Annotated in this window: 11 protein-coding genes and 2 rRNA genes (1 of these 13 running past the window's edge); 8 read left to right on the forward strand and 5 right to left on the reverse strand. The window is 59.9% G+C overall.

All coding sequences use genetic code 11. The features are described 5' to 3' along the window. The first annotated feature begins 110 nt into the window (after nucleotides 1–110). The 7 genes from mlaF to murA are packed head-to-tail and all read left to right on the forward strand — an operon-like array spanning nucleotide 111 to nucleotide 4,631. Nucleotides 111–911 (forward strand): phospholipid ABC transporter ATP-binding protein MlaF, encoded by an 801-nt coding sequence (gene mlaF / locus E5E96_RS05350; protein WP_011707618.1) that lies wholly within the window; start codon nucleotides 111–113, stop codon nucleotides 909–911. Continuing rightward, nucleotides 911–1,690, forward strand: coding sequence for a lipid asymmetry maintenance ABC transporter permease subunit MlaE (gene mlaE / locus E5E96_RS05355; protein WP_011707619.1), 780 nt, complete (start codon nucleotides 911–913; stop codon nucleotides 1,688–1,690). Before mlaF ends, mlaE begins: the two co-directional genes overlap by 1 nt. A gap of 7 nt (nucleotides 1,691–1,697) precedes the next feature. Then, nucleotides 1,698–2,189, forward strand: coding sequence for an outer membrane lipid asymmetry maintenance protein MlaD (gene mlaD, locus E5E96_RS05360; protein ID WP_011707620.1), 492 nt, complete (start codon nucleotides 1,698–1,700; stop codon nucleotides 2,187–2,189). 9 nt (nucleotides 2,190–2,198) lie between these two features. After that, nucleotides 2,199–2,831 carry a phospholipid-binding protein MlaC gene (gene mlaC / locus E5E96_RS05365; protein WP_011707621.1) on the forward strand — a complete coding sequence of 211 codons (633 nt, stop codon included), beginning with the start codon at nucleotides 2,199–2,201 and terminating at the stop codon, nucleotides 2,829–2,831. Beyond that, the gene (locus tag E5E96_RS05370) at nucleotides 2,828–3,100 is read left to right on the forward strand and encodes a lipid asymmetry maintenance protein MlaB (protein ID WP_017409366.1); all 273 of its coding nucleotides are present in this window, start codon (nucleotides 2,828–2,830) and stop codon (nucleotides 3,098–3,100) included. The genes mlaC and E5E96_RS05370 overlap by 4 nt, the downstream gene beginning before the upstream one ends. After that, complete coding sequence (gene ibaG / locus E5E96_RS05375) at nucleotides 3,100–3,357, forward strand: BolA family iron metabolism protein IbaG (RefSeq protein WP_005306001.1); 258 nt, start codon at nucleotides 3,100–3,102, stop codon at nucleotides 3,355–3,357. Before E5E96_RS05370 ends, ibaG begins: the two co-directional genes overlap by 1 nt. A gap of 17 nt (nucleotides 3,358–3,374) precedes the next feature. After that, nucleotides 3,375–4,631: a UDP-N-acetylglucosamine 1-carboxyvinyltransferase gene (murA, locus tag E5E96_RS05380; RefSeq protein ID WP_011707623.1), complete on the forward strand. Its 1,257-nt coding sequence runs from the start codon at nucleotides 3,375–3,377 to the stop codon at nucleotides 4,629–4,631. A gap of 85 nt (nucleotides 4,632–4,716) precedes the next feature. On the opposite strand, the gene pmbA is transcribed toward murA, so the two are convergent. After that, nucleotides 4,717–6,060: a metalloprotease PmbA gene (gene pmbA / locus E5E96_RS05385; protein ID WP_135318854.1), complete on the reverse strand. Its 1,344-nt coding sequence runs from the start codon at nucleotides 6,058–6,060 to the stop codon at nucleotides 4,717–4,719. Nucleotides 6,061–6,173: 113 nt separating this feature from the next. Here pmbA and yjgA point away from each other — a divergent pair, with 113 nt between their 5' ends. Further along, nucleotides 6,174–6,698 (forward strand): ribosome biogenesis factor YjgA, encoded by a 525-nt coding sequence (gene yjgA, locus E5E96_RS05390; RefSeq protein ID WP_010635921.1) that lies wholly within the window; start codon nucleotides 6,174–6,176, stop codon nucleotides 6,696–6,698. A gap of 85 nt (nucleotides 6,699–6,783) precedes the next feature. Here the strand turns inward: yjgA and E5E96_RS05395 are convergent, their stop codons facing one another. The 4 genes from E5E96_RS05395 to E5E96_RS05410 all read right to left on the reverse strand — a co-directional run. Next, nucleotides 6,784–9,867 carry a transglycosylase domain-containing protein gene (locus E5E96_RS05395; RefSeq protein WP_171281687.1) on the reverse strand — a complete coding sequence of 1,028 codons (3,084 nt, stop codon included), beginning with the start codon at nucleotides 9,865–9,867 and terminating at the stop codon, nucleotides 6,784–6,786. 216 nt (nucleotides 9,868–10,083) lie between these two features. Then, the gene (tmaR, locus tag E5E96_RS05400) at nucleotides 10,084–10,401 is read right to left on the reverse strand and encodes a PTS system regulator TmaR (protein WP_016352207.1); all 318 of its coding nucleotides are present in this window, start codon (nucleotides 10,399–10,401) and stop codon (nucleotides 10,084–10,086) included. Between the two features lie 294 nt (nucleotides 10,402–10,695). Beyond that, nucleotides 10,696–10,810, reverse strand: a 5S ribosomal RNA gene (gene rrf, locus E5E96_RS05405). Between the two features lie 83 nt (nucleotides 10,811–10,893). Then, nucleotides 10,894–12,326 (reverse strand): 23S ribosomal RNA (locus tag E5E96_RS05410); it runs 1,456 nt beyond the window's last position.

The following is a 12,326-nucleotide window of genomic DNA, read 5'->3' on the forward strand; positions in this document are numbered from 1 at the left end:
TGGTTACAAAAAACTGTCGCGCGTCTGGACAGGCAGGCTGTTCAATAGTTGTTCCTTGCTGTTGCTTAGACCTAGACTAGCCCATAAAATTCGCTCTTCATTTACACCGGATGGACAATTGTTTGAACGATGACCTGATCACCATCTCCGACCTGACCTTCAGTCACGGAGATCGGCTGTTATACGACGGGATAAACCTGACCATTCCCCGTGGCAAGGTCACTGCGGTCATGGGCCCCAGCGGCATCGGCAAGACCACCTTGCTGCGGTTGATCGGCGGCCAGCTCAAGCCCGAATCCGGTCATATCCTGTTTGATGGGGAAGATATCCCCACCCTCTCCCGCTCGCGCCTGTACGAGGTGCGCAAGCGGATGAGCATGCTGTTCCAGAGCGGCGCCCTGTTTACCGGCATGACGGTGTACGACAACGTGGCCTTCCCGCTGCGCGAGCACTCCGGCCTGCCCGAGGAGCTGATACACACCATCGTCATGATGAAGCTGCAGGCGGTGGGCCTGCGCGGCGCGGCAAGACTGATGCCGTCCGAGCTCTCCGGCGGCATGGCCCGGCGCGCGGCGCTGGCCCGTTCCATCGCGCTGGATCCGGACCTCATCATGTATGACGAGCCGTTCGTCGGCCAGGACCCCATCACCATGGCGGTGCTGGTGAAGCTCATCAAGGATATGAACGATGCCCTCGGCATCACCTCCGTCATCGTCACCCACGACGTGAAAGAGGTGCTCAGCATTGCCGACTACGCCTATATCATCGCCAACCGCAAGGTGGTGGCGCACGGCACGCCAGCACAGCTGCGCGAGGAGCACAATCCCGAGGTCGAGCAGTTCCTGAAAGGATTGCCCGACGGTCCTGTTCCGTTTCATTTTCCGGCAGGCGACCTGCTACAGGATCTCTGATGTTGACAAGCCAGGTAAGCAAACTGGGGCGAAGCGGGGTGCGATTCATCAGCGCCATCGGCCGCGCCACCATCATGTTGTTTCACGCGTTGGCGGGCAAACCCGCACCGCGCAAGCACTTTCCGCTGCTGGTGCAGCAGTTGTATGTGGTCGGGGTGCAGTCGGTCGCCATCATTCTGGTGTCGGGCCTGTTCATCGGCATGGTGCTCTCGTTGCAGGGCTACAACGTACTGAAAGACTTCGGTGCCGAGCAGAGTCTGGGGCCGCTGGTCTCCCTCTCTCTGCTGCGGGAGCTGGGCCCCGTGGTGACCGCGCTGCTGTTTGCCGGCCGCGCCGGCTCGGCCCTCACCGCCGAGATCGGCCTGATGAAGGCCACCGAACAGCTCTCCAGCCTGGAGATGATGGCGGTGGATCCGCTGCGCCGGGTGGTCGCGCCGCGCTTCTGGGCCGGGGTCATCAGCATGCCGCTGCTGGCCTTCATGTTCAGCCTGATCGGCATCTTCGGCGGCAAGCTGGTCGGTGTGGACTGGCTGGGGGTGGATGAAGGCAGCTTCTGGTCCGCCATGCAGGCCTCCGTCGACTGGCAGGATGACATCATGCAGGGCGCCATCAAGAGCCTGATCTTTGCCCTGGTGGTCACCTGGATTGCGCTCTTTAACGGTTATGATGCCAAGCCGACCTCGGCCGGGATTAGTCAGGCCACGACCCGTACCGTGGTCCACTCCTCCCTGGCCGTGCTCGGCCTGGATTTTATACTCACCGCAGTCATGTTTGGATAAGGTAAAGATGAAGTTCAGCAAAGTAGAATTCCTGGTTGGCGCTTTCATGCTGGCCGGCATCGGTGCCATTCTGGCGTTGGCACTGCAAGTGGCAGGTTTGAGTTTCAAACCGGAAGGAGAAACCTATACCCTGCGCGCCCATTTCGATAATATCGGCGGCCTGAAAGTGCGCTCACCGGTCAAGGTGGGCGGCGTGGTGGTCGGTCGGGTCAGCGACATCACTCTGGACGCCAAGAGCCAGGTGCCGATCGTCTCTCTGCAGATGCAGAAGAGCGCCGGTGAGTTCTCCGAGACCAGTACCCTCTCCATCCTGACTTCGGGGCTGCTCGGCGAGCAATATATAGGCCTGATGCCCGGCTTTACCGATGAGGAGATGGGCACCAGCATGCTCAAGGATGGCGACATGATTGAAGACACCAAATCCGCCATTGTGCTGGAAGACCTGATTGGCAAGTTCCTCTACAGCCAGTCTTCCGACACCAAATCAGACAGCAAGTAAGGAGTAACCATGTTCAAGAAGATCGCCCTGCTGCTGGGCCTGATGACCAGCATGCTGTTTTCCCTGACCGCGCAAGCCACCGATGCCACCGATCCCTATGCCCTGGTGGATCAGGCGGCCAAGCAGACCTTCGCCCGCCTGAAGGCCGATCAGGCCCAGGTGAAGAGCAATCCGGACCACCTGAGGGTAATCATCCGCGAAGAGCTGCTGCCCTACGTGGACAACCGCTTCGCCGCCTACAAGGTGCTCGGCAACCAGATCAAGCAGACTACCCCGGCCCAACGTGACGCCTTCGTCGAGGTGTTCACCGAGTACATGGTGAGTTCCTACGCCGACGCCCTGGCCCACTTCGACAAGCAGACCGTCAAGGTCGAGCCGGGCAAGGCCGCCGGTGACAGCAACATCACCGCCGTCAACGTCAGCGTGAAAGAGGCCGGCAAGCCGGACATCTTCCTCGAGTTCAAGCTGCGCAAGAACAACAAGACCGGCGAATGGAAAGCCTTCGACATGGTCGCCGAAGGGATCAGCCTGCTCTCTGCCAAGCAGAACGAGCTGGGCGGCCTCATCCGCCAGAACGGCATCGATGCGGTGATCGCCCAGCTGCGCGCCCACAATGCCAAGCCGCTGGTACTCAAGAAATGAGACTGAGCGGCGAGCTGCAGGCGGCCCAGGTCGTTGAGTTGTGGCAACGGCGAGCCGACTGGTGGCAAGAAGACCAGATCGAGCTTAGCGATGTCAGCACCCTGGATTCGGCAGGGCTTGCCCTGCTGGTCAAATGGGCCAAAGCCGCTCTGGCACGAGGCGCCACACCGCAACTGGTGGGCGCCTCCACTGATTTTTATACCCTGGCCAACCTCTACGGGGTGGCCGGATTGTTTCAGTCAACCCCGCTCACAACTGAGGACGCATAATGCAAGTCTCTGAAATTGAAGCGATACTCCTCGAGGCTCTGCCATTGTCCGAAGTCCATGTCAAAGGGGACGGCAGTCACTACCAAGTGATCGCCGTCGGCGACATGTTTGACGGCATGAGCCGGGTCAAGAAGCAACAGGCCATCTATGCCCCACTGATGGACAAGATCGCCAGCAACGCCATTCACGCACTCTCCATCAAGGCTTTTACCGATGCCGAGTGGAAACGCGAACGTAAATTCCTACTGCCCTCCTGATTTGGTATCAAACGTAAATGGACAAATTCAAGATCGATGGTCGTTGTACTCTCAACGGCGAAGTGACCATCTCTGGCGCCAAGAACGCCGCTCTGCCGATCCTGTTCGCCACCCTGCTGTGTGATGAGGAGATCCACCTCTCCAACGTGCCGCGTCTGAAAGACGTGGGCACCACCATCAAGCTGCTGGAGATGCTGGGCGCCACCACCAAGGTGAACGGCAACGTCACCGTGCTGACCGGTGCGGTGAACAACCATGTCGCCCCCTACGAGCTGGTGAAGACCATGCGCGCCTCCATCCTGGCGCTGGGCCCGCTGGCTGCCCGTTTTGGCGCGGCTGACGTCTCCCTGCCCGGCGGTTGCGCCATCGGTGCCCGTCCGGTCAACCTGCACGTGCACGGTCTGGAGCTGATGGGTGCCAAGATTGCCATCGAGGATGGTTACATCAAGGCTCGTGTCGACGGCCGCCTGAAAGGTGCCCACATCCTGATGGACATGGTCTCCGTCACCGGTACCGAAAACCTGATGATGGCCGCCACCCTGGCTGATGGCCGCACCGTGATCGAAAACGCCGCGCGCGAGCCGGAAGTGGTCGATCTGGCCAACTTCCTCAACGCGCTGGGCGCCAAGATCCAGGGTGCGGGCACCGACACCCTGACCATCGACGGTGTCGAGCGTCTGCATGGCGGCAGCTACAGCGTCCAGCCCGACCGTATCGAAACCGGTACCTTCCTGGTGGGCGCAGCGGTCACCGGCGGCAAGATCACCTGCCGCAAGACCGACCCGACCCTGCTGGAAGCGGTACTGGTCAAGCTGGAAGAGGCTGGCGCCCTGATTGAGAAAGGGGAAGACTGGATCACCCTCGACATGACCGGTCGTACCCTCAAGCCGGTCACCATCAAGACCGCCCCCTACCCGGCCTTCCCGACCGACATGCAGGCCCAGTTCACCGTGCTGAACGCGGTGGCCAAGGGCACCGGCATGGTCACCGAGACCATCTTCGAGAACCGCTTCATGCACGTACCCGAGCTGGTGCGGATGGGCGCCGACATCGAACTGCAGGGCAATGTGGCCATCTGCCGCGACACCCAGCAGCTCAAAGGTGCCCAGGTGATGGCGACCGACCTGCGCGCCTCCGCCAGTCTGGTGCTGGCCGGCTTCGTCGCCGAAGGCTCCACCATCGTCGATCGCATCTACCACATCGACCGTGGCTACGAAGACATCGAACACAAGCTGCAAGGCCTCGGCGGTCGCATCGAGCGCATCAAGGGCTGATTGCCGCCCCTGAGCACGCCGATACAAAAAGGCCCCTCGCACTGCGTGGGGCCTTTTTCATGGCTGCAATCCGCTGATGCCGGGATCAGTGGCCGGCCAGCTTCATGCTCTCGACCAGCACCGAGCCGGTCTTGAGGCTGGAGCGCTCATCTTCGTCGCTGCCCACCGCCACGATATGGCTGAACATCTCGGCCAGATTGCCGGCGATGGTGATCTCTTCGACCGGATAGGCTATCTCGCCGTTCTCCACCCAGAAACCGGCAGCACCGCGGGAGTAGTCGCCATTGACGATGTTGACCCCCTGCCCCATCAGCTCGGTCACCAGCAGGCCGGTGCCCATCTCCTTGAGCATGCCATTGAAATCCTGACCGGTGCTGGAGACCTGCCAGTTGTGGATGCCGCCGGCGTGGCCCGTGGTGGTGAGCCCCAGCTTGCGGGCGGAGTAGGAGGTAAGCAGCCAGCTCATCAGCTCGCCATTGCGCACTATGTCCATGTCGCGGGTCAGCACGCCTTCGCCATCGAACGGGGTGCTGGCGAGCCCCCCCAGCAGGTGGGGGAACTCCTGGATGGTGAGCCACTCGGGCAGGATCTGCTTGCCCAGCTTGTCCAGCAGAAAGCTCGACTTGCGGTAGAGATTGCCACCGCTGATGGCCATCACCAGATGACCCCACAGACCGGCCGCCGTATCGGGATGGAACAGCACGGGAGCGTGGCGAGTGCTGATCTTGCGGGCCCCCAGGCGAGAGAGGGTGCGCTCCACCGCCTCGTCGGCGATGCGCTGCGGGCTCCAGAGCCCGTCCAGGGTACGGCTGGAGGAGTAGCCGTAATCGCGCTGCATGTCGCCGTCCTGCTCGCCGATCAGCACGCAGCTCAGGGAGTTGCGCGATGCTGCGTAGCCTTTGACGAAGCCATGGCTGTTGCCATACACCTTGATGCCGAGGTGACTGGAGAAACCGGCGCCGTCGGAGTGCTTGATGCGGGCATCGCGGCCCAGCGCCAGTCGCTCACACTCGATGGCCAGTTCGATGCCGCGCTGCGGATCCAGCTCGATCGGATGACACAGTTGCAGATCCGGGGCGTCCCAGGCCAGCAGCTCGGCATCCGCCAGACCGGCGCAAGCATCCGGCGAGGTGTGGCGGGCAATCTCCATGGCCGCTTCGACGGCGGCACGAATGGCCGACGGGCTCAGATCCGTGGTGGAGGAGGAACCCTTGCAGCCATCGCGATAGACGGCGATGCCGAGCGCCCCGTCCTTGTTGAATTCGATGCTTTCCAGTTCACAACCCCGGGTGTTCACCGACAACCCGGTCTGCTTGCTGATGGAGACTTCGGCAAGCCCGGCGCCCAGTCCCTTGGCAATCTCCAGGGCCTCGGCAACTACGGCTTCAAGATGGGCTTGATCCTGGCGGATTTGGTCTTGCTGATCCATAACTCACATCTGTATGAAGGAAGGAAAGGGGCTAAGCATATCAGACCCCTGCGCCCAGCGGGAGAAGCTGGTAACATATCCACCAAACGTGAATGACAGGAATCAAGAGACCGATGAGTCAATATCAAGACGACAACGAGTGGGAAGACTGGGGCCCCAGCAAAAGCCAGCTCAAGCGCGATGCCGAAGCCTTGCAGAAGATGGGGGAAGAGATCGTCTCCCTCAGCCACAGCGAGCTGGAGAAGATCCCGCTGGATGAAGAGCTGGCCGAAGCGGTCGAGCTGGGCCGCAAGCTCAAGCCGAAGAAAGACGAGTCTTTCCGTCGCCACCTGCAGTTCATCGGCCGGTTGATGCGCAGCCGCGATGTGGAGCCCATCGTCGAGGCGCTCTCCATCATCAAGAATCGCCACTCCACCGTGAACGCCCGCCTGCACCGGCTGGAACAGTGGCGTGAGCGGCTGATCAATGAAGGTGACAGCGCCCTCAACGAGCTGATGTCCCAGTTCCACGAACTGGACCGCCAGAAGCTGCGCCAGCTGATCCGCACCGCCAACAAGGAGCGGGAGCTGAACAAGCCGCCGGTGGCCTATCGCGAGATGTACCAGTATCTGCGCGGCGAGATCGAAGATCTGCTGTAAGTGATGACTCACCTTCGCCGACCGGCGATGAACAGTACAAATAAAACGGGGCCGATATGGCCCCGTTTTCGTGTCGCTGCAACTGTCAGCTGCCCGCCATGCACTGGGTATGAGTGCCAGGCTGCAAATACGGCATCAGCAGCGGAGCCATCCCCTTGAGCACCTGCACCGGCAGGGCCGAGGTGAAGCGGAACTTGTCGGACTGGCTACCCGGCACATAGGCCGTCAGGGTGCCGAAGTGATCCTCTCCCAGATAGAAGACGAAGGTGGCGGTCCGGTTGCGAGCCAGCGAGCTGGTCACGTTGCCGTAGCGGCCGACCGTTTCAATCCGGTTGTCGCCCGTCCCCGTCTTGCCTCCCATCTGCAGCACGGTACCGTCCGGCAGGGCGAAGGCACCGGCAATGCGTCTGGCCGTGCCCCCTTCCACTACCTTCGACAGTGCGTTGCGCAGCGCGGTGGCCACCTCGACCGGCAGTACCCGGGTCCCCTCGGTCTGCGCCGGTTGGAACTCGGTTTCGAACGGCGTGCCCTTGGCAAACGACAGATGCTCGATGCGCAGGGTCGGCGCACGAATGCCGCCGTTCTGGATGATCCCCATCAGCTCGGCCAACGCAGCAGGGCGATCGCCCGAGCTGCCCAGGGCCGTTGCCAGCGATGGCACCAGATGATCGAACGGGTAGCCCAGTCTGGCCCAGCGTTGATGGATGTCGAGGAAGGCCTCGACCTCCAGCATGGTGCGGATCCGGCTGTCGCGGGCGCTACGGTGGCGGGTCTTGAACAGCCAGCTGTAGACCTCCTGCCGCTCGTCCCGGCTCGCCTCGACGGCATCGGCGAAGGTCGCCTTGTCGAACTCCTTGAGATAGGAGAGCAGCCACAGCTCCAGCGGGTGCACCCGGGCGATATAGCCTTGATCCGGCAGCGAATACTTGCCGGGACCATAGCTGGTATAGAGCTGCTCGATACGACGATCGCTCAGCTTCTCCCGCGGCAGGCGCTTCGCCAGGAAGGCAGCGAAAGTCTCCTGCGACGCATCCGGCATCAGGTAGCGGTGTACGGCTGCCAGGCGCACGGCGCTGGGCTTGAGACCATCCAGGAAGGTATCGAGCTGTTCATCCGCAGTCTTGCCACGGTACTTGCGCCAGAAGCGCAGCAGATAGGTCTGCCCCTCTTTATCCGCAAACTTGGCCAGATACTCGGTACGGCGCGGATCCTTGTCATCCTTGAGCAACTGGGCACGGTTGCCCTCCCGGTAGAGGCTGTAGCGGACGATGTCACGCATCAGACGCACGAACGGCAGGTTGATGGACTCGCGCAGCGCGTCGCGAATGGCCGGGATGCGGCCATTGTCCTCACGCCGGAAGTTGTTGAAGGTGTGCATGCCACCGCCAGTGAAGAATCCCTCGTTCGGGCTGGCGGAGTATTTGCGATCGAGCGCCGCCTCCAGCATGGGGGGCAGGCTCTTGTCCTTGGCGGTCATCAGGTAAGAGACGGCCCAGCGGCTGATGTTGTCCTGCTCCGATACCTCTATCTTGCGCAGGCTCTCGGTCGACATGTCCGCGTAGTTGTCGTGCAGCTCGGAGACGATCTCCAGGTAGGTAGTCAGCACCCGCAGCTTGGCGGTTGACCCCAGCTCCAGCTTGCTGCCCTCGTTGATGTCGAACGGCTGATCCGTGTTGTCGGTCTGCACCCGCACCTTGAAGCCCTGCGGGGACTTCTCGAACAGCGTGAAGCTGTACTTCACGTCTCCTGTCTTCTCCGGCGAGAGCAGGCGCTCACCAAACAACCCAACCTGGGCTGCAAACGTCGGATCGGCCAGCTGCTGCAGGTAGCGAGAGACCTCGTTTTGCAGCGGCATGTTGAGGCTGGTGTCGGCCGTCAGATCGAGCCGGTCCAGATCGTAGAGCTGCACCCCGAGCTGACGGCTGAGACGGGTGCGGGCAACTTGCAGGCCCTTGTTGTTGTTGACCTTGGTCACCGCCGGGGACTGCAGGAAATCACGGAACGAGATCTTGGCCTTCAGCGCGGCTTCCATCAGCGGCGGCGTGATCATCCCCTCCTGTACGAACAGCCGCAGATAGCTGTCGGTCAGGGTCGCCAGTGCATCGCGCCCCTGCGCCAGATAGTAGGAGGGACGGCGATGGGCAATCATCAGCGAAACCACTTGGCGCAGCGCCAGGCCCTGCTCCGCCAGCGAGGCATCCTGGTTGCGCGCAGGGTCCAGCAGCCGGTTTACCTCGTCCACATTGGCCCCAAACCATACCCAGAGACCATCCCCCAGGCCGTGCACCTCCCCATAGCCGGGAGCCGCAGAGAGCGGGACCGAGTTGAGATAGGCCCAGGCTACCAGCTTGCGCGCCTCCAGCGTCTTGGGTCCCAGCCGGTAGGCCCGCACACTGGCGGATGCCATCTGGCGGATCTTCTCGGTGGGGGACAGCGTCAGGCCATCCGGCGAGTGGCGATACTTCTCGACCTGAGTCGCCAGCGTACTGCCGCCGGCCGATTGATCCTGCATATCGAGCGCCTTGCCGACCTGGGACATGGCCGCCTTGGCAAAACGGGGCCAATCCACGGCAGGGTTGGCCAGCGGCTGCTCATTGCTGAGCAGGTCGCGGTTCTCGATGAACAGGAGCGACTGGATCACCAGCGGCGGGATGGAGGCAAAATCCGGGTAATAGTGGGTCGGATACTTGAATTGATAGAAGGGTTCCGCCCGACAGTCGTGCAGGGTCAGGCCGGCTTGCACCTTCTCGGTATAAGGCACGAAAAAGCCGCGACTGGCGTAGTCATACAAGGCGTCGGAGAAATGTACCTGCTCGCTGACCTGATAACCCCGTTGCAGCAAGCGCTCCTGCATCATGGGCAACAGCACATAACCGAGTCGCTTGTCGAAGGGACCGTCTTCGGGGAAGGCAATCTGCTTGCTGGGGCCCGGTTCGACCTGATAGGTCAGCTTGGCCGCATAGCGGGAGATCTCCTGCGACTGCAGGCGGGAAGTCTGCATCTCATAACCGACCAGAGCAATCACCGCAGCCAGGCACAGCAAAAAGAAAAAGCAGAACAACCAGCGCCACCAGGAACGACGCTTGCGCTTGTACTTGCCGTCCGCGCTTGGGACAGATGAATCCTGAGATGCCACTTTGTTCAAATCCGTCTGTTCTGATGCGCCCATATCAGCCCCACCATGGTTGCGCAATTTATTGTGTTTCACTCAAGCTTAGTCGTTTCAAGTCAATGGCTTGAAAACTATTGACCGCTTTGTAGTGATGGTAACAGGGCGATCATAAAAAGGGGAGCCGATTGTTGCAGCGCGGTGAGAGATCCGAGCTGATGACTGAAAGCAAAACACCGGCCTATGGCCGGTGTTTTGAGAAGACAGTGAGCAGGCTTATTTGCTGGAGCTCATTGCCTTGAGTTTGGTGCTCAGCTCTTTACGCTCTTTGGACAGCTCGGCATTCTTGATGATGTGGTCGTCCACACGCTCTTCATAATCAGCCCGCATGTTGGCGATGATGGCTTGCACCTCATCGATGCTCATACCCGGTTTGATGTAGTCGCTCAGGTTGTCGAGCAGCAGCACCCGCTTCTGGTTGTCACGGACCTTCTTCTCGTTGTCCGCAATTTCACGCTTGAGCTTGTTCTGACGACGGGACATACGCACATATTCCAGTACATCGCTGAAGGTGGACTTGTTTACTTGTTCCATATCGATACCACTGACGTAAGGTTGATAAAAGCAGGCCAAGTTGCATCCGTACTAAAGAAACCTGCATGAGAGAGTACGGGCCAACCCAAGATGCCTTTACTCTACCGAGTTATGAGGCAGATACAACCCTAATTGCAGGGCTGACGCCGGGTTTCGGCACGAGAGAGCCGAGTGAACAACAGGGTGGAAAGCAGTGCAGACTCTCCATCCGAAGGCGCATATCAGGGGTGAGATAAGACGAATTTCAGGCAATAAAAAACCCCGCTCGTCTGAGCGGGGTTTCTCGTGTTGGGTGCCTGGCAGTGTCCTACTCTCGCATGGCGAATGCCACACTACCATCGGCGCTACCGCGTTTCACTTCTGAGTTCGGCATGGGTTCAGGTGGTTCCACGGCGCTATGGCCGCCAGGCAAATTCTTCAATCTAAGAAAGCTGATTTTGTTGTTCGTTCTCGGTATCTGCTACAAGCCTTAGAACACTTCTTGGGTGTTGTATGGTTAAGCCTCACGGGTAATTAGTATGGGTTAGCTCAACACGTCGCCGCGCTTACACACCCCACCTATCAACGTTGTGGTCTCCAACGGCCCTTTAGGACCCTCAAGGGGTCAGGGATGACTCATCTCAGGGCTCGCTTCCCGCTTAGATGCTTTCAGCGGTTATCGATTCCGAACTTAGCTACCGGGCAGTGCCACTGGCGTGACAACCCGAACACCAGAGGTTCGTTCACTCCGGTCCTCTCGTACTAGGAGCAACTCCCTTCAATCATCCAACGCCCACGGCAGATAGGGACCGAACTGTCTCACGACGTTCTGAACCCAGCTCGCGTACCACTTTAAATGGCGAACAGCCATACCCTTGGGACCGACTTCAGCCCCAGGATGTGATGAGCCGACATCGAGGTGCCAAACACCGCCGTCGATATGAACTCTTGGGCGGTATCAGCCTGTTATCCCCGGAGTACCTTTTATCCGTTGAGCGATGGCCCTTCCATTCAGAACCACCGGATCACTATGACCTACTTTCGTACCTGCTCGACCTGTCCGTCTCGCAGTTAAGCTGGCTTATGCCATTGCACTAACCTCCTGATGTCCGACCAGGATTAGCCAACCTTCGTGCTCCTCCGTTACTCTTTGGGAGGAGACCGCCCCAGTCAAACTACCCACCAGGCACTGTCCGCGACCCGGATTCACGGGCCTGCGTTAGAACATCAAACATACAAGGGTGGTATTTCAAGGACGGCTCCAGCGCAACTGGCGTCACGCCTTCAAAGCCTCCCACCTATCCTACACATGTAGGTTCAATGTTCAGTGCCAAGCTGTAGTAAAGGTTCACGGGGTCTTTCCGTCTAGCCGCGGGTACACCGCATCTTCACGGCGAATTCGATTTCACTGAGTCTCGGGTGGAGACAGCATGGCCATGGTTACACCATTCGTGCAGGTCGGAACTTACCCGACAAGGAATTTCGCTACCTTAGGACCGTTATAGTTACGGCCGCCGTTTACCGGGGCTTCGATCAAGAGCTTCGCTTGCGCTAACCCCATCAATTAACCTTCCGGCACCGGGCAGGTGTCACACCCTATACGTCCACTTTCGTGTTTGCAGAGTGCTGTGTTTTTGATAAACAGTCCCAGCCATCTGGTCACTGCGACTCCCAACTGCTCCATCCGCAAGGGACTTCACTGTCAAGAGCGAACCTTCTCCCGAAGTTACGGTTCTATTTTGCCTAGTTCCTTCACCCGAGTTCTCTCAAGCGCCTTGGTATTCTCTACCCGACCACCTGTGTCGGTTTGGGGTACGATGACTTGTAATCTGAAGCTTAGAGGCTTTTCCTGGAAGCAGGGCATCAATGGCTTCCGCACCGTAGTGCGTTCGTCTCGTGTCTCAGTGTTGTGTCTCCGGATTTGCCTAGAAACACCACCTACGCAC

Origin of the sequence: Aeromonas sp. 1805 (assembly GCF_013085525.1) — a bacterium.
Classification (GTDB): domain Bacteria; phylum Pseudomonadota; class Gammaproteobacteria; order Enterobacterales; family Aeromonadaceae; genus Aeromonas; species Aeromonas hydrophila.